Below are 17,080 nucleotides of genomic sequence, written 5' to 3' on the forward strand. Positions count from 1 at the left end.
ACCAATGGCGGGTGGGCCGAAGAAGAGGACCGGACAGGAACGCGAACGCGCCATGAGCGCGGTCCGCGAGCTGATTCGATGGATTGGCGACGATCCGGAGCGAGAGGGCCTGAAGGAAACGCCGCGCCGGGTTGTCGACGCCTTCCTGGAGTATTTCCAGGGATATGAACAATGCCCGGAAGCCTATCTTACCCGCACATTCGAACAGGTCGGCGGCTATGATGAAATCGTTCTGTTGAAAGACATTCCGTTTCATTCTCATTGCGAACATCACATGGCCCCGATTATCGGAAAGGCGCATGTGGCGTATTTGCCGACCGATAGGGTCGTTGGCATTTCCAAACTGGCGCGCGTCGTACAGGCTTACGCAAAACGCCTGCAGGTCCAGGAGCGTCTGACGGCGGAAGTGGCGGACTGCATACAGAAGGTTCTGGAACCACAAGGCGTTGCGGTTGTTGTAGAGGCCACCCACGCCTGCATGACCTGCCGCGGGGTTGAAACCCCGGGAGTGACGATGACGACGAGCCGGATGATGGGCGTGTTCCGTGAAGACGATAAGGCGCGCTCTGAAGTTATCAAGCTTATCGGTCTTGCATAAATCAATCAGCGGACAGGGTTATCCTATGGCTTATGAATGCATTCTTACCGAAACCGAAGGCAATGTCGGCGTGATTACGCTGAACCGGCCTGATGCTTTGAACGCATTTAACAAGCTCTTGATGGATGAAGTCACGCAAGCGGTAAAGGCGTTTGACGCCGACGACTCCATCGGCTGCATGGTGGTGACGGGTTCGGAAAAGGCCTTCGCCGCCGGGGCGGATATCAAGGAAATGGCGTCCAAAAATTATGTTGACGCGATCAATGAGGAATTCATCACCGCAAACTGGGAAGAAGTGACCCGTGCGCGCAAGCCCGTCATCGCCGCGGTCGGCGGTTATGCGCTTGGCGGCGGATGCGAACTCGCGCTGATGTGTGACTTTATCATTGCGGGCGATAACGCAAAATTCGGTCAGCCGGAAATTTCGATCGGCGCTATGCCGGGCGCGGGCGGCACGCAGCGGCTGGCGCGATTTATCGGAAAATCGAAAGCCATGGAAATGTGCCTGACCGGCCGCATGATGGACGCCGAAGAAGCGGAGCGCTGCGGTCTCGTCAGCCGGATCGTGCCAAAGGGAGAGTTGCGCGAAGAAGCGATCCGCGTCGCCAAACAGATTGCGTCCTTTTCGCGCCCCATCGTTTTATTGACCAAGGACTCCGTCAACCGGTCCTATGAAACAACATTAAGCGAGGGCGTGCGCTTCGAGCGCCGGCTGTTCCATTCGGTGTTTGCATTTGAGGATCAAAAGGAAGGCATGGCCGCCTTTCTGGAAAAACGCAAACCGGCCTTTAAAAACAAATAAGAAACAACATCGATGGCGGGGCTATAATGGACAATCTTGTACTGGCTTTCGCTATCATCGGGGCGCTTGGCATTGGCGCGCAATGGCTGGCCTGGCGTTTCAACCTTCCGGCGATTGTGCTGATGGCGATTGCCGGCCTGCTCGCCGGACCTGTGTTCAATATCTTCGCCGCGCCGGACGCCATGCCCGGCGATGCGCCGATGGAAGTCTTGCTGGGCGAATTTTACCGCCCCATCATTGCTGTGGCCGTTGCGGTTATTCTTTTCGAAGGCGGCCTGCAACTCAATTTTTCTGAATTGCGGGGGCTGAGCCGCGGCGTGCGGCGCCTTGTGTTTCCGGGCGTGCCGATTGCGTGGTTTCTGGGGGCCGCCGCGACCTACCTGATCGCCGGTCTGTCCTGGCAGGTCTCGCTGTTATTCGGCGGGATCATGGTCGTCACCGGACCCACGGTGATTATTCCGTTGTTGCGCCAGTCAAAACTCAATCCGCGCCCCGCCACATTGCTGAAATGGGAAGGCATCATCAACGACCCGCTCGGCGCCTTGCTCGCGGTTCTGGTTTATGAATTCCTCGTTATCGGCGAGCATGGCGCAACGTCTATCGATATTATCAGCTCACTGATTCTGGCGTCATTATTGTCGGCGGGGCTTGGCTATGCGTTCGGCCGATTTGTCGCCGCTGCATTCCGGCGCGGCTGGGTGCCGGAATATTTGAAACCGCCCGTCCTGCTGGCGCTGGTGCTCATATGTTTTGAGGTGGCCAATCTGCTTCAGGAAGAAGCAGGCCTTTTGTCGGTGACGGCGATGGGCATAACGCTCGCAAATTCAAAGATTGCAAGCATTAACGATCTGCGCCTCTTCAAGGAAAACATTACAATCCTGCTGGTCTCCGGCGTATTCGTGATATTGACGGCCAACCTGACATGGCAATCGGTCGGCGCGCTCGATTGGTCGATCTTGTGGTTCCTGGCCGCGATGTTGTTCATTGTGCGGCCATTGACCGTGATGATCACGACGATCGGCTCCGGACTGCCGTGGAAGGAACGGTTGCTCGTGGGATGGATCGCGCCGCGCGGCATTGTCGCTGTGGCCGTTTCCAGTTTCTTTGGCGCCTCGCTGGTCGATGCGGGATATATAGACGGTGAAAAACTGATGCCGCTGGCGTTCGGCATGGTGTTCGTCACCGTCGTGCTGCACGGCTTTACCATCTCGCCGCTGGCGCGGGCGCTGGGACTGGCGTCACGCGAACGCCCCGGCGTATTGATCGTCGGCGCTTCGCCCTTTTCTGCATCGCTAGCGACGAAACTCAAGGAAATGGAAATTCCGGTGATGGTGGCCGATACAAGCTGGCGTCGGTTGAAGCCGGCGCGGCTGACGAGCGTTGAAACCTATTACGGCGAAATCCTGTCCGAGGTCACCGAACACCACGTCGACCTCAACCGTTTCGGTTATTTGCTGGCGCTGGGCGGCAATGAATCGCACAATGCGCTGGTGGCGACCGACCTTGCGCCGGAACTGGGGCGTTCGGCGATCTTCCAGGTGAACGCGCGCGGCAAGGACGAAGAAGATCGCAAGGCGCTCTCCTATACGTTGCAGGGGCGCACGTTCCTGCATTCCGGCGCGGCGCTGGATGAACTGTTAAGACGCCATTATAGCGGCTGGACATTTCAACGGACGAAACTTGCCGAAGAATACCCGCCCGAACAGTATAAAAAAGACCTCGGCGCCGAACACGAAATCATTCTGATCATTCGTAAAGGCGTTATTTCCTTTGCTTCGCGCGAAGTGCCGTTAAAGCCGGAGATCGGCGATACGGTGCTGGCCTATATTCCAAAACCGCCTGAGAAAAAGCCCGAGAAGCCGAAATCCGAAACATCGGAAGACGAAAAGCGGGAAAAAGAAGAGCCTGTCTGAGCATTGTCTTAACAGCGCGTAAACGCTCCTTTCGCGGGGATGCTTAACGGCGCATTAGCGCTTGTTTCATAAGCTTTCTTACGGAAAAGCTTATGCGCGCGTTAAAACCATTCAGCCAATCGCAAGGATCGCTGCTTGCGGATTATGCCTCCCGCATGGGAGAGGCGATCGTGCGCCGGCGCGCTGAACTGGAAGCGCGAACAGCCCGTATCGAAGCGGAAATGGCGATAACGGCGCGTTCAGAGTTTCTCGCCAACATGAATCATGAACTGCGCACGCCCCTGAATGCGATTATCGGTTTCGCGACAATGCTGCGCGAGAGCGAAGACTATGAACTTGGCGAAGAGCAACGCGACAGCTACGCCCAGTACATCCTTCAGTCAGCGGACCTTTTGCTGGGCCACATCAATACGCTGCTTGACGTCGCCGCCCTTGAGAGCGGCAAAGTCGACGTACACGATCAGGCGATTGAATGCCGCGCATTGCTGGAAGACGCCGTCAGCCGGGTCAAGGTGAGGGCGCAAGCCGCGGAAGTCGATATTGAAGTTCTTCAGGCAGACGCTGAAGTCATCGGATGGGGCGATGAACAGCGCCTCAGCCAGGCGACGGATCATATACTGCAAACCGCCATCAAATTGAGCCGCAAAGGCGGCCGCGTCATGGCGCGCGCAGGGATCACGGATAAAGGCTGGGCCGAAATCGCCATCCGCGACGAGGGTAAGGGCTTGACCAAGCAGGAACTCTTCGAAGCGCTGGAGGCGTTTCAGCAAACCTTGCGCGGCCTCGACCATTCCTGGGTCGGGCCCGGCGTCGGCTACGCAATTGCAAAGACATTTGTGGAAATCCAGGGCGGCCGGTTCAGCATTGAAAGCCGCCCGGACGAGGGAACGCTCGTGCAAATCTCCCTGCCGCCGCCGGGCGCCGAAGACGCGCCGGACGAAGACTTCGGGGAAGACGATTTTGAAATCGATCTGGAAGATGATGACTTAAGTGCGGAGAGGGAAGATGACGCCGCCTGACAATAACCGGAAAAAAACGCCATTCTCGCGCAAAGGCGCCGCCGCGCCGACGGCGGAAGCGTTCGACATGGCGTTTCAGGACAAGCCGCGCATCGGCGTCGTGGTTTCCGTTACCGGTTCCCATGCGCTGGTCATGCTGGATGAAGACAAGCCCGGCGAAGAACGATCGTCGCGGCCGCAACTGGGCGCGATCATGAGCGTCGATGCGGGAACGTCAATCGTATTGGGCCTCATCTCGGCCATGAGCAATCCGGCGCCCAGTCTCGATCCGGCTGTTCCCGATGTGCGCATTATCGAGATCGAGCTGATCGGCGAGTTTTCAAAACCGACCATCAACGCGCCGGCCCGGTTTCGCCGGGGCGTATCGTCCTATCCGACTCTGGGCGACAGTGTTCATGTGGCGACGCGCGACGAGTTGACGGCCCTCTTTTCGGTCAACGGCGCCGCCAGCGTGCGGGTGGGCGTCGTCAAACAGGACGCGCAGATCCCTGCGACCGTGAATGTCGATGAAATCTTCTCCCGCCACTGCGCAGTACTGGGTACGACCGGCGCTGGAAAATCATGCGCTATCGCGCTGCTTCTGCGCGCGGTCCTGCAAAGGTTCCCCCATGCGCATATCGTTATTCTTGATCCGCACAATGAGTATGCAAAAAGTTTTGACGCGCGCACGGTCGTATTCGATCCGAACAGCTTCACCCTGCCATACTGGCTGTTGACGTTCGACGAACTGGTCGAGGTTTTGTATCCCGGCCGCGCGCGCGATTCCGAAGAGGTGGAAATTCTGGCGGATCTGCTGCCGGCGGCGAAAAAAATGAATCTGGCCGGCTCCGGGCGGGGCGGGCGTTTACGCACGGATATGACGGCGATCACTGTGGATACGCCGACGCCATACCGCATATCCGAATTGCTGGGGCTGATCGACAAGGCGCTGGGCGGTCTCGACGGCGCGCGCAACGGCGCTCCCTACAAGCGCTTGCGCAGCCGCATTTATACGATCAGTCAGGACGCCCGTTACGCGTTCATGTTCGGGGGGCTTACCGTTCAGGATACGCTGAAAGGATTTCTCAGCGAGCTTTTCCGCATTCCGGCCGATGGACAGCCCGTCAGCGTCATTGAACTCGGCGGTCTTCCCGCGGATGTGGTGCAGGTGGTTGTCTCGGTCATTTCACGGCTGGCTTTTGAGTTTGGCTTGTGGAGCAAAGGGGCGGCGCCCATCGCGCTCGTCTGCGAGGACGCGCACCGCTATGCGCCGGCCGACCCGACAGAGGGCTTTGCGCCGACCCGTAAATCTCTCATCCGGATCGCCAAGGAGGGACGTAAAACCGGCGTCGCGCTGTGGATCGCGTCGCAGCGCCCGACGGAGCTCGATCCCACGGTGCTTTCCCAGTGCAACACGATATTCGCCATGCGGCTCGCCAATCAGGCGGATCAGGAGGCTTTGCGCGCCGCGGTGCCCGACGCCTCCACCAGTCTGCTGAGCTGCCTGCCGTCGCTGGGGCTGGGCGAAGCCATCGCTGTCGGGGAAGGCGTCCCCATGCCGACCCGTATCCGTTTTGACGCGCTGCCGGCGAATGCGGTGCCGCGCAGTCTGACAGCCTGTTTTACCGACGGCTGGTCGGTTGAAATCGAGGATAACAGCTTTATCGACCGCATCGTGGAGCAATGGCGCGCCCAGCGCATGCTGACGCCGGACATCGAATAACAAAACCGCCTCTTGATCCGGCGTTCCCCTTTTGCACAATGCTGCGCAAAGGGAGACCATGTAATGAAATTGATGATCTTTATTCTGGCGGCGTTGTCGTTGACGGTCCACGCCTTCGCCAACGAGCATGAGGGCGCCGCACCCGTTACGATTGTGATTCACGGCGGCGCAGGCGCGCTCGAACCCGGACGATACACGCAGGAAGAAGAGGCGGCGTATAAGGCGAAACTGAGAGAAGCCTTGAATGCCGGATACGCCGTATTGAATGATGGCGACGCGGCCATGGACGCCGTTGAGGCGGCGATCGTCATCATGGAAGACTCGCCCTATTTCAACGCCGGCAAGGGTGCGGTTTTTACCCGCGAGGGAACAAATGAACTCGATTCATCCGTAATGGACGGCGCGACGCTGAACGCCGGCGCCGTCGCCGGCGTCACCAGAATAAAAAATCCCATCAAACTCGCCCGTGCGGTGATGGAAAATTCCGTGCACGTAATGTTCACAGGAGAAGGGGCCGAGGAATTCGCGAAAGAACAGGATGTTGAATTTGTCGAGCCGGAATATTTTCACACGGACCGGCGCTGGAGCGAATATGAAAATGCGCTGGCCCGGGAAAATGAAAGCAGGGAAGGCGCGCTGCCGCAGCATCTGAAATACGGCACGGTCGGCGCCGTCGCGCTTGACATGAACGGCAATCTCGCCGCGGGCACATCAACGGGCGGCATGACCCTGAAACGCTATGGGCGGGTCGGCGATGTGCCGATTATCGGCGCTGGAACATTTGCGGACAACAATTCCTGCGCCGTTTCATCTACGGGCTGGGGCGAGTATTTCATGCGGCTCACGATCGCCAGGGATATATGCGCGCAGGTGGAATATAAGGGCGTGAACATAAAGGAAGCGGCAAACGACGTCATTCACAACCGCCTGGAAAATCTCGGCGGCAATGGCGGCGTGATCGTGCTGGCGCCGGATGGCGCTTATGAAATGACCTTCAATTCCGCCGGGATGTTTCGCGGGGTTAAAAACGCGGACACGGAAGATGTCGCCATCTATAAGGAATAATCAGCTTTCAGAGGAAAACAGCCGCTCAACGTCATCGCGGTTGAACAGCGCCGTGCCTTCCGACATCCGCGTTGCGCCCGCCGCCGCCATGCCGTAGCGCAATGCGGCTTCGTTGTCCCAGCCGCGCACAAGTCCGGCGATGAGCCCCGCGACAAAAGAATCGCCGGCGCCGACAGCGCTCGTGGCTTTAATTTTGAATGAGGGCGCGAACGCCACGCCGTCTTTCGTGGCCATAACCGATCCGTCGCCGCCGTGACTGACCACCATCGCTTGCGCCTTGCCCGCCTGCACGCACTCGGCGGCGAAAGCCTTGATCTTGTCCGGCCATTTTAATGTCTTGCCGGAGAGCGCCGGATATTCATGTTCGTTCTGGCGGATCATATAGACCCCTTCCTGTAGCGCCTGTTCCAGTCCGCTGATGGAATCCAGAACAAATCGCGCATCGCATTCTTTCACGATGCGCGCGGCCTGGGCCCAGAAATTTTCCGGCGCGCCCGGCGGCAGGCTTCCGCTCGCCACAACGTAATCGCCGGATTCTGTCTCGTCTTTCACAGCGCGCAGGAACCGTTCGGCTTCTTGTCCGCTCATCTCGGCGCCCGGCAGATTGAAACGGTATTCATTTCCCTTTTCATCATCCTGCACATGGAACGCGAGCCGGGTGTCGCCGGCGATGGGAAGCATGCGCATGGGCACGTTTTCAGCGGCGAGCGATTTCACCAGCGCATCGCCGTAAACGCCGCCGGCTGTGAAAATGGCGAGGCTGTGCGCGCCAAGACGGGTCGTCGCCCGCGCGACATTCACGCCGCCGCCGCCCGGATGCATCTGCGGATCGCGGCAGCGCAGTTTCCGGTTGGGGGCGACAAAATCCGCATGGACGGCGTAATCGAGCGCCGGGTTCGGCGTGAGGGTGATGATGCGGTTCATTTACAAAAGCCCCAGCGATTTAAAACTCGCATGTTTTTCGTGTCCGATCACCAGATGATCATGGACGCGGATATTTAACGCCGCGGCGGCTTTAACGATCTGGTTTGTCATCTCTACATCGGCGCGCGACGGCGTCGGATCGCCGGAGGGATGATTGTGGACAAGGATGATCGCCGAGGCGCCGAGCTCCAGCGCGCGCTTTACCACCTCGCGGGGGTATACAGGCGTGTGATCGACAGTACCGCGCTGCTGCACTTCATCGGCGATCAGAATATTTTTCTTGTCGAGAAAGAGGATGCGGAAGAGTTCCGTTTTTTCGTCCGCCATGGCTGCGCGGCAATAGGATAACAGGGCGTCCCAGGATGAAATCACCGGGCGTTTCAGAACGCGCGCCTGGGAAAGCTTGATGGCGGCGGCCTGCACGATTTTCATCTCCTGCGCCACATTCTCGGAAACGCCCTTGACTTCCGTCAGTCTTTCGATGGGTGCGGCCAGCACTTGCGGAAATCCGCCGAATGTCGCGATCAGGTCTTTCGCCAGCGGTTTGACGTCCTTGCGGGGAATGGCGCGGAAGAGGATCAACTCTAATAATTCGTAATCCTGCACGCCGTCGACGCCGGCTTTTTTGAACCGCGCGCGCAATCGCTCGCGATGGCCTGTAGTGTGAGTTGGAGCGTGGTCCTTGGTACCCGTCTTAATCATATTTGCGCCGTTCGAATTCCACACGACCAGTATTGATAGCACTTGCTAGTTTAGCTGGCTGCTTGGATGATACGAATGAAAGTTTGTCATTGTTCAAATAGATGAGCACCCCAGCATCATGCGAGATGCGAGTCCAGCTAGAAAAAAGCGCCATTCGACCATGTTCTTTCAGTGCTGCATAATAAGATCCAGGCTCTGCACGTGCGACATCTTCAAAGGGCAAATTGTAATATAAAAATATATGCTGGCGAACTGAAAGGCCGTGTTTATCAATAGTGGTAATTTTTTTTTGAAATATAACTAGCGCAGCAAAAGGCGCAATTATGGCCACGAGCATCAAATTTGTTGCTCGATCATATTCATCGGGTGAGTAGAAGAATGCGACTACCGTGAGAAGTAGCATCATTACAATGATGCCTGTAGCAGTTAATAGCGGAGTGCCTTGCCGCTCCTGAAAAATGATCGACTCTTGCCGATCTTTCCCGCCGCACAATGTCCTCATTGATAGGGCGGCTTGTCCAGCCCCTTGGGCGACTTGGTGAAAATCTCGACGCCGTCATCGGTGACGCCGATGGAATGCTCAAACTGTGCGGAGAGGGACTTATCGCGCGACACCGCCGTCCAGCCGTCTTTCAGCAGTTTAACGTCCGGCTTGCCGTCATTAATCATCGGCTCGACCGTAAAAAACATGCCCGCTTTCAATTCCGTATCCGGGGCGCGATGCACGCCGCCCCACCGGTCTTTATATTCAGCATAATGAACAACATTCGGCGCGTCGTGAAAAACGCGGCCAAGCCCGTGACCGCAAAAATCGCGCACAACCGAAAAACCCTGACCTTCCGCGAGCGTTTGAATCGCCTTTCCGATATCGCGCAATGTCGCGCCCGGCTTGACCGCATTAATGCCCGCCATCATGGAATCGTAGGTCGCGTCGACAAGTCGGCGCGCTTTCACCTTCGGCTCGCCGGCGTAAAACATGCGGCTCGTATCGCCATGCCAGCCGTCAAGAATGACCGTAACGTCGATATTCAGGATATCGCCGTTGCGCAGCGCCTTGGGTCCCGGAATGCCGTGACAGATAACGTGGTTCAGTGAGATGCAGCTTGAATGGCGGTAGCCCTTGTACCCGACGGTCGCCGGGACGCCGCCGTGATCCAGCATGAATTCGCGCGCGAGATCGTCGATATGCTCTGTCGGCGTTCCGGGTTTGACATGCTCCGTCAGCATGTCGAGACAAGACGCCGCGAGGGCGCCGGCCTTGCGCATGCCTTCAAAATCTTCCGGCCGGTGGAGTTTAATGGCGCCGGTGCGAATTTCGATGTCTTCGTCGAGGGCTGTTTCAGTCATGGTCTAGTCCAGTATTAGCGCCAGCGGTTGACGGAGAGTTACCGCACCGAGGCTGACTTCGCAATCATAGCACAGGACTTCAACCCCGCTGGAAACCGCTGTTTGCAAGGCGTTTGCATAGGCCGGGTCCAGATCCGCCGCAGGCGAGAAGCGCGTGCAGTCGCTGCGCTGTACGACAAACAGCATGACGGCTCTGGCCCCTGCGGCTTTGACCTTTTCCAGTTCTTGCAGGTGCCGCGTTCCGCGCGCCGTGACGCTGTCCGGAAATTCCGCCAGGCCCGGCGCGCGGGATAGATGCACATTCTTGACTTCCACATAGCAGGGCTTTTGTTTTTCACCGCCCGAAAGCAGGAAATCGATACGGCTGCCTGATCCATACCGGACTTCCCTGGTGATTTTGTCATAGCCGAAAAGTTCGGGAATGGCGTTTGCGTTCAGCGCATCCGCGACGATACGATTGGGGTTTGTCGTGTTGATCGGGATCAGGGTCCGGCCGATCTCTACGAGCTCCCACGAAAAACCAAGCTTTCGTTTGGGATTGTTATGTTCCCAGACCCATACGCGCGCATGTTCCGTGGCGACGCCCAGCATTGAACCGGGATTGGCGCAATGCGCAGTCACCTCCCGGCCGTCATCCAGCAAAATGTCGGCGAGAAATCGTTTGTAACGTCGAAGAAGGCGGCCTGAGCGGAGCGGCGAAGGAAAATTCATGAAATCGCGACATGCCTGTATTTTAACCGCTGCAATTGCGCCAAACCGTTATTTTATGCGCAATCCGTGCGTATGGTGAAAATGCGTTAACCACAAGTTCTAATAAATTTTTATTGTTTGAATGCAAGTTTCGTCTTTTAGGGAACCTTTTGTTAGGCGGTCATGGATTCCTTGCGTAGGGACACAAACGGAAACGTCGCGCTGATGACAGCGCTGTTGAGTCCTGTGCTGCTTGGTTTTGTCGGCGGCGCCGTCGATTTCTATCACTGGTCGAATGAAAACGCGCGCCTGAAACAATTGTCGGACACGCTCGCCACGCGCGGGGCCAGAGAATTTCTGCTGGCGAATGCAACATCCGCACAGGTCGAGGCTGTGGTGGCCAGTGTGCTGGATAGCGGTTTCGCCCATAGCTACGGTTTTTCCGCCGTACAATCAAAAGTCACCATCAATCGGGATAAAGGCGAGGTTACCGTCGATCTCACATCCGAGCCTGCGCGCGCGCTGATCCTCAGCAATTTTGAGCCGTTCAAAGAAAAACTGAAAACGACGTCAACGGCCGTGGCGCTTGGCGGTATGAATGTTTGTGTGATCGCGCTTGAAGATTCCGGGGGCGGCTCTGTGGCTGCGAATATAAATTCGCAACTGATCGCCGAAGAATGCTCCCTGATTTCAAATTCGAGTTCGACACAGGGCGTCGTTTCTTCCGGACTTTCGACAATCGAGGCGGGGATGATCTGCTCTGCCGGCGGCGCGCTTGGCGGATCCAGTAATTTTTCGCCCATGCCGACGCTTGACTGTCCGGTCTATGACGACCCGCTGGCGGAACGCGAACCGCCGCATGTGGGCGCATGCGATGAATACGACGCCGCTTACGGGGAGCGCCTGGACGAAGTTTTAACAGCGGCGACGAACGCGGCTGTCACGGAAGTCACCCGGACCGTCGATGATCTGACCGGCGGGCTGACGGGCGGCCTTACGGGCGGGTTAACCGGCGCTTTGCTGGGCGGTTACACCACATATAATTTATCGCCGGGGGTTTATTGCGGCGGCATCACCATCGGCGCATTCGCGGACGTCAAATTCGCGTCCGGCGCATATATTATCAAGGACGGCGCGCTGAACGCCGACCTCGGCGCCAGAATTACCGGTGAGAATGTATCCTTTTATCTTGTGGGGGACGATGCGACTTTTTACTTCGGCCCCGAAGCAAAAATCGATCTGACCGCGCAAAAAGAAGGCCCGATGGCGGGCATATTGTTTTTTGAAGACCGGCATGCGCCGGCGGATCGCGTACACAGAATATTAAGCGACGACGCGCGCAACCTTTTGGGCACGTTTTACCTTTCCCGCGGCGTGTTGAGCGTCGCCAGCCTGTTGCCGGTCGCCGACCAGTCGGCATACACGGCGGTTGTGGCGAAAAAACTCAATATGACCGGCAGCCCGACGCTGGTTCTCAATGTCGATTACAACGATACCGACGTGCCCGTACCGGAAGGCGTAGGGCCGGTCGGGGGGACAACATATCTGCGCGAGTAGTCCCGGTGATGTAATCGGGAAGCCGAAAGCAAGGACCAATATCGCGTAACATCCCCGCCGCCGCCGGGATAACCGGGCGAGGCGAACACAGCCTTCGGGCGGCAGCTGTGCATCAATCATAATTTAAAATTGCGCTTCTCCCGGCTTTAATTCATAAGCATCACATGGTGCATTCACACACAACCGGGTAGGGATGTCGGATCAGAAAACAGCCGCAATTCTCGCCATCGGCGATGAACTGCTCTCGGGCAGAACCCGCGATGCGAATATGCATTATCTGGCGGGCTGGCTCACGGAACGCGGCGTCAGCCTGAAAGAGGCGCGGGTTGTCGGCGATGAACTTGAGCACATCGGCGAAGCGCTTAACGCGTTGCGCCGTTCCTTCGACTATGTTTTCACGTCGGGCGGCATTGGTCCGACCCATGACGATATTACCGTTGACGCTATCGCGCGCGCGCTCGGCGTTCCGGTCATCGAAAATGAGCATGCGGCGGCGATGATCCGCGCCTATTATCGGGAGCGCAATATTGAAGTGACGCCGGCGCGCCTGCGTATGGCGAGAACGCCGGAGGGCGCCCGGCTGATTGAGAACCCCGTATCCGGCGCGCCGGGCATCCGGATCGAGAATATTTTCGTGATGGCGGGCGTTCCCGGAATATTTCAGGCGATGCTGCATGCGGTAGACAGCGAAATTGAGCGCGGGGCGGTGATCTATTCGCGCGCGGCGACCGCTGTAGGAATGCCCGAATCGATGATTGCCGACGCGTTGCGCGACATACAGGCGGCGCTGAAAGGCGTTTCAATCGGCAGTTATCCCATAGACGGCGACGAAAAAGGCGTCACCGTGGTGGCGCGTTCCACAGATGACAACCTCGCGGCGGCCGCCATAGAGACAGTGTCGGCCGCGATGCGCGCGCTGAATGTTGAACCCGTTCTGGAAGACCGCCGGTAGCGGCCTGATCCGGCCTGGTCCGGCTTGCGCAAAAATCCGTCGGCCATGAGCGGCGCCGCCGCGCCCATCGACGCAGCCCGCATTATAATGTAGGCGTTTGCACGTCCGGCGCTGCAGGGCGCTGCACAAAATGTCCGTGCCTTTTAAGGAGCGCGTCTTTGCTTGGCGTATTTGATATCTTCAAAATCGGGATTGGCCCGTCATCGTCCCACACGGTGGGGCCCATGCGCATTGCCGTGCGTTTTCTGGAAGAGGCGGCGGGCGCGGGCGCGCTGGAAAACGCCGCGCGCGTGAAAGCGGAATTGCATGGATCGCTTGCGCTCACCGGTATTGGTCATGGTACGGATAAAGCGGTCATGCTCGGGCTGATGGGTATGAAACCGGATGAAACGGACCCTGACGACGCGGACAAAGCGCTGGCCGAGCTGCGAAAAACAGGCCGGCTTTCCCTGCATGGCGGGCCTTCCATCCCATTCGACGCCAAAAAGGATATCGACCTGCGCGGCGACATCACGCCCGAGCTTCACCCGAATGAGATGAGCCTGACGCTTTTCGACAAAGCCGGCGAAGAGATTTTCTCGCAGGTTTACTATTCTGTCGGCGGCGGATTTATCGCCAGTGAAAAGCAGTTGAAGGCGCCAGCCGAAGACGATCTTATCGTCGGCGCGCGAAAAGGGCGCCATTTATTTACATCAGCGCGGGAATTGCTGAAGCTTTGCGAAGAGACCGGTCTTTCCATTGCCGATATCATTCTGGAAAACGAAGACGAACATCGCGAGCGCAATGAAACGCTGGCGATGATCGATAATATCTGGTTCGCCATGCGCGACTGCGTTGACCGGGGTCTCAAAACAAGGGGCGAGCTTCCGGGCGGTCTCAAGGTCAAACGCCGCGCGCCGTCCTTATTCGACAAACTATCGGAAACGCCGCTGGCGAATGAGCGCGAGCAGCTTTTCGACTGGCTAAACGTCTACGCCATGGCGGTGAATGAAGAAAACGCCGCAGGCGGGCGCGTCGTCACCGCGCCGACCAACGGCGCCGCCGGAATTATTCCCTCCGTACTCAAACATTATTGCGTCGACGGCGATGAGGAAAATCTCGGTCACATCCGCACATTTTTGCTCACGGCGGCAGGCATCGGCATCCTTTATAAGCAGCGCGCCTCGATTTCCGGCGCGGAGATGGGCTGTCAGGGCGAGGTGGGCGTCGCCTGCTCCATGGCGGCGGGCGGCCTCGCCGCCGTCTGGGGCGGAACGCCGGCGCAGGTTGAACACGCCGCGGAAATCGGCATGGAACACAATCTGGGTCTCACCTGCGATCCTGTCGGCGGGCTTGTGCAGATCCCTTGCATTGAACGCAACGCCATCGGCGCTGTGAAAGCCGTCAACGCCGCGCGGCTTGCCTTGCGCGCATCTGAAGAACACAAGGTCTCGCTCGATCAGGTGATCGAGACCATGCGCCAGACCGGCCTCGACATGTCGCGCAAATACAAGGAAACCTCCGAGGGCGGTCTCGCCGTGAACGTGGTGGAATGCTGAACCGTTTACCCGGGCGGCGCCTGCAAGAGTGGGAGAGAGGGCTTTAATGAAAGAAACATTGAAATTCGCCATCGTCGGCGAGGATGACGCGGTCTATGAAGTCGCCGTTGAGCGGGACACGGACGACACCGGCAATCTGCAGGCGTCCTGCTCATGCGGCAAGGCGCAGGAAGGCGAATATTGCCTCCACCGGTTTGAAGTGCTGGAAGGCGAGACGGCGAACCTGGTGTCGGAAAGCCTCGACGACCTTCAAACACTGCGCGGCTGGATCAAGGGTTCGGACATCGAAGTCGCGATGCAAAATCTGTCGAAAGCGAAAACCGAATTGCTGCTCGCCCATGAAAAACTCGACAAATGCCGCCGCGCCCTGGTCGGGCGCATGCTGGATTAGCGCGAAGCAGCCTATCCGCGTTATTAGGCGCCGCGCTACGCGCCGATGGCGCGATAAATCTCGGTGCGCAGTTCTGTTTCCGGCGTTTTTTGCGGGTCATCCACATAGATTTCCCACACGGGCATGGCTTTGCCGAGATTGTTCTTTTCAACATAATCCCACAGCGCCTTGTGACTCTGGTTCAGCGACGCATAGGGACCCACATGCGTGCCGGTCACCGCTTCGCCGGCCGCTAAGACGTCCGCCTTGACGTTTCCTTCCGCTTTCGCTGCGTCATCGGCGCTGACGAACACGGCGGCGCGAAACTTCATCTTGTCGCCCGCCGGCATCTCCAGATAGATCGATGACGGCATGGTCAGCGGCGCTATGTTTTTCCCTTGCGTAAAGCCGAACACCTCCCCGAAGCCGGACCCCATGGCCGCGCCGATCGACTGCGCATCCATCGCCGTTTCGCGGTCGACGTAAAGATAATGCTGTTCCGGCAGCGTTTTATGCGTGAATTCCATTCTGTTTCTCCCTTTTAGATATGACGCGGTTATCACCCGCTGCGGCGAAAGCCAACTCTATTGCAAAGCCTACTGACGGAGGATTTTCTCCATCGCCTTGCCGCGCGCGAGTTCGTCGATCAGCTTGTCGAGATAGCGGATCTCGCGCATCAGCGGCTCCTCGACGTCCTCCACCCGTACGCCGCAGACGACGCCCGTGATCAGCGCCCGCGACGGATTGAGTTCCGGCGCCTCGGCGAAAAATGTCTCAACATCGACCTGTTTCTTGATCTGGCCAGACAGCTTTTGCGGACTATATCCCGTCAGCCAACGGATGATCTTGTCGACTTCCGCCTTCGTGCGATCCTTCTTCTCCGCCTTGGCCACATAAGCGGGATAGACCTTCGCGAAGCTCATGGAATAGATGCGGTGTCTGATCATGGGGTGAGGATAGGCGAGAGGCCGGGCGGCGGCAATGTTTGCCGGGCGCGCCTGCGAAAGTCGCCTTGGCTGTGAGCGAAACGCTACTTCCCACGCGTAAAGAGTGGGGAGCCGGAGAGGATTGAATGCGCCACCAACAAAAAAACAAGACGCCTTAGCGCCTTGCTTGATTTGGTCGTTAGCCGGTGGAATTCTGGCGGCGTGGTCAGGCCGTCGCGGCTTTACGTTTGCGGCGCATGGCGGCGATTCCGCTCAAACCTAGCAACATCAATGGCGCGGCGGCGGGAAGCGGAACCTCCGAAGGAATCGCGTCGCCAAACACATCCACGCGGAAATCGAACATAAATCTAAAGCCTGAATCAGAGGCCGGCGCCTGAAGATTTTCGATGGTGAGCACGATCGAAGAAATCACGAAACCTTCAAGGTCAATACCGTTGATGCTGGCCGAAGACATGGCGCCGAAGACGCCGGATTCTGGTCCATAACTCACCGAATTTACTGCAGGCGCGCCGCCGATGTTCCTTGCGAGGCCAATGAAAAACTGTTCGTCCGTGCCGTTTGTGACCAAATCCACGAAATAGTCGAACCCGGCGCCGGATGTAATTTCGATAACCGTATCCGCCGTGATCAGCGTATCGCCGAAAATGGAAGGAAACGTGGAAAAAGCGGTACCGAGACTGGGGCTCGGATCAATCCCGAACTCGAAGAACAAACCGCCATCGTTAGAGAAACCAGACGATGAGCTGACGTAGTCTGTCGCGCCATAGCTAACGAGCAGCGCGGCGTTGGCGCTGGTGGCGGTAAAAAATACGGCCAACAGGCCGGCAATCAGTTTTTTCATGGAAGTCCCCCGATACATTTACTTGTGCACCAATGCGTTGTGCATCGCGCCAAGTCAACGCAAGCGGTGAAAAAAATAGCGACAAATGACATTTCCAGCCAAATGCGTGATTC

Annotated in this window: 18 protein-coding genes; 10 read left to right on the forward strand and 8 right to left on the reverse strand. The window is 57.7% G+C overall.

The genetic code is table 11. The annotated features are described in order from the left end of the window. The first annotated feature begins 4 nt into the window (after nucleotides 1-4). The 6 genes from folE (at nucleotide 5) to ACQK2Q_RS04550 (ending at nucleotide 7,099) form a co-directional block, all read left to right on the forward strand. The gene (gene folE, locus ACQK2Q_RS04525) at nucleotides 5-598 is read left to right on the forward strand and encodes a GTP cyclohydrolase I FolE (protein ID WP_425408555.1); all 594 of its coding nucleotides are present in this window, start codon (nucleotides 5-7) and stop codon (nucleotides 596-598) included. Between the two features lie 25 nt (nucleotides 599-623). After that, entirely contained in the window at nucleotides 624-1,400 is a 777-nt protein-coding gene (locus ACQK2Q_RS04530) for an enoyl-CoA hydratase (RefSeq protein WP_425408556.1), read from the forward strand. A 26-nt stretch (nucleotides 1,401-1,426) separates the two neighbouring features. Continuing rightward, the gene (locus tag ACQK2Q_RS04535; protein WP_425408557.1) at nucleotides 1,427-3,313 is read left to right on the forward strand and encodes a cation:proton antiporter; all 1,887 of its coding nucleotides are present in this window, start codon (nucleotides 1,427-1,429) and stop codon (nucleotides 3,311-3,313) included. Between the two features lie 92 nt (nucleotides 3,314-3,405). Further along, nucleotides 3,406-4,332: a sensor histidine kinase gene (locus tag ACQK2Q_RS04540; RefSeq protein ID WP_425408558.1), complete on the forward strand. Its 927-nt coding sequence runs from the start codon at nucleotides 3,406-3,408 to the stop codon at nucleotides 4,330-4,332. Then, on the forward strand, nucleotides 4,319-6,034 hold the full coding sequence (locus ACQK2Q_RS04545; protein ID WP_425408559.1) for an ATP-binding protein: 1,716 nt from the start codon (nucleotides 4,319-4,321) through the stop codon (nucleotides 6,032-6,034). The genes ACQK2Q_RS04540 and ACQK2Q_RS04545 overlap by 14 nt, the downstream gene beginning before the upstream one ends. A 63-nt stretch (nucleotides 6,035-6,097) precedes the next feature. After that, on the forward strand, nucleotides 6,098-7,099 hold the full coding sequence (locus ACQK2Q_RS04550; RefSeq protein WP_425408560.1) for an isoaspartyl peptidase/L-asparaginase family protein: 1,002 nt from the start codon (nucleotides 6,098-6,100) through the stop codon (nucleotides 7,097-7,099). Here ACQK2Q_RS04550 and ACQK2Q_RS04555 read toward each other — a convergent pair whose 3' ends face one another. Genes ACQK2Q_RS04555 through sfsA form a run of 5 tightly spaced genes read right to left on the reverse strand, consistent with a single transcriptional unit; the run spans nucleotide 7,100 to nucleotide 10,783 of the window. After that, complete coding sequence (locus ACQK2Q_RS04555; RefSeq protein WP_425408561.1) at nucleotides 7,100-8,023, reverse strand: 1-phosphofructokinase family hexose kinase; 924 nt, start codon at nucleotides 8,021-8,023, stop codon at nucleotides 7,100-7,102. Further along, nucleotides 8,024-8,725, reverse strand: coding sequence for a RadC family protein (radC, locus tag ACQK2Q_RS04560; RefSeq protein WP_425408562.1), 702 nt, complete (start codon nucleotides 8,723-8,725; stop codon nucleotides 8,024-8,026). Next, the gene (locus ACQK2Q_RS04565) at nucleotides 8,718-9,227 is read right to left on the reverse strand and encodes a hypothetical protein (RefSeq protein ID WP_425408563.1); all 510 of its coding nucleotides are present in this window, start codon (nucleotides 9,225-9,227) and stop codon (nucleotides 8,718-8,720) included. The genes radC and ACQK2Q_RS04565 overlap by 8 nt, the downstream gene beginning before the upstream one ends. Next, on the reverse strand, nucleotides 9,224-10,072 hold the full coding sequence (map, locus tag ACQK2Q_RS04570; protein ID WP_425408564.1) for a type I methionyl aminopeptidase: 849 nt from the start codon (nucleotides 10,070-10,072) through the stop codon (nucleotides 9,224-9,226). Before map ends, ACQK2Q_RS04565 begins: the two co-directional genes overlap by 4 nt. Before the next feature lie 3 nt (nucleotides 10,073-10,075). Continuing rightward, the gene (sfsA, locus tag ACQK2Q_RS04575; protein ID WP_425408565.1) at nucleotides 10,076-10,783 is read right to left on the reverse strand and encodes a DNA/RNA nuclease SfsA; all 708 of its coding nucleotides are present in this window, start codon (nucleotides 10,781-10,783) and stop codon (nucleotides 10,076-10,078) included. A gap of 204 nt (nucleotides 10,784-10,987) precedes the next feature. On the opposite strand from sfsA, the gene ACQK2Q_RS04580 reads away from it, so the two are divergent. The 4 genes from ACQK2Q_RS04580 (at nucleotide 10,988) to ACQK2Q_RS04595 (ending at nucleotide 15,200) form a co-directional block, all read left to right on the forward strand. Continuing rightward, nucleotides 10,988-12,319 carry a hypothetical protein gene (locus tag ACQK2Q_RS04580; RefSeq protein ID WP_425408566.1) on the forward strand — a complete coding sequence of 444 codons (1,332 nt, stop codon included), beginning with the start codon at nucleotides 10,988-10,990 and terminating at the stop codon, nucleotides 12,317-12,319. Between the two features lie 193 nt (nucleotides 12,320-12,512). Next, nucleotides 12,513-13,271, forward strand: a complete 759-nt coding sequence (locus ACQK2Q_RS04585) for a competence/damage-inducible protein A (RefSeq protein WP_425408567.1) — start codon at nucleotides 12,513-12,515, stop codon at nucleotides 13,269-13,271. A 158-nt stretch (nucleotides 13,272-13,429) separates the two neighbouring features. Beyond that, nucleotides 13,430-14,809 (forward strand): L-serine ammonia-lyase, encoded by a 1,380-nt coding sequence (locus tag ACQK2Q_RS04590; RefSeq protein WP_425408568.1) that lies wholly within the window; start codon nucleotides 13,430-13,432, stop codon nucleotides 14,807-14,809. A gap of 46 nt (nucleotides 14,810-14,855) precedes the next feature. Continuing rightward, on the forward strand, nucleotides 14,856-15,200 hold the full coding sequence (locus ACQK2Q_RS04595) for an SWIM zinc finger family protein (RefSeq protein ID WP_425408569.1): 345 nt from the start codon (nucleotides 14,856-14,858) through the stop codon (nucleotides 15,198-15,200). A 35-nt stretch (nucleotides 15,201-15,235) separates the two neighbouring features. On the opposite strand, the gene ACQK2Q_RS04600 is transcribed toward ACQK2Q_RS04595, so the two are convergent. The 3 genes from ACQK2Q_RS04600 to ACQK2Q_RS04610 all read right to left on the reverse strand — a co-directional run bounded on the left by ACQK2Q_RS04600 (nucleotide 15,236) and on the right by ACQK2Q_RS04610 (nucleotide 16,967). Beyond that, on the reverse strand, nucleotides 15,236-15,706 hold the full coding sequence (locus ACQK2Q_RS04600; protein WP_425408570.1) for a GyrI-like domain-containing protein: 471 nt from the start codon (nucleotides 15,704-15,706) through the stop codon (nucleotides 15,236-15,238). Nucleotides 15,707-15,775: 69 nt separating this feature from the next. Further along, nucleotides 15,776-16,126, reverse strand: coding sequence for a DUF2200 domain-containing protein (locus tag ACQK2Q_RS04605; protein WP_425408571.1), 351 nt, complete (start codon nucleotides 16,124-16,126; stop codon nucleotides 15,776-15,778). 205 nt (nucleotides 16,127-16,331) lie between these two features. Beyond that, complete coding sequence (locus tag ACQK2Q_RS04610; protein ID WP_425408572.1) at nucleotides 16,332-16,967, reverse strand: VPLPA-CTERM sorting domain-containing protein; 636 nt, start codon at nucleotides 16,965-16,967, stop codon at nucleotides 16,332-16,334. Between the last annotated feature and the right edge of the window lie 113 nt (nucleotides 16,968-17,080).

Source organism: Hyphococcus sp. (assembly GCF_965228385.1).
Classification (GTDB): Bacteria; Pseudomonadota; Alphaproteobacteria; order Caulobacterales; family Parvularculaceae; genus Hyphococcus.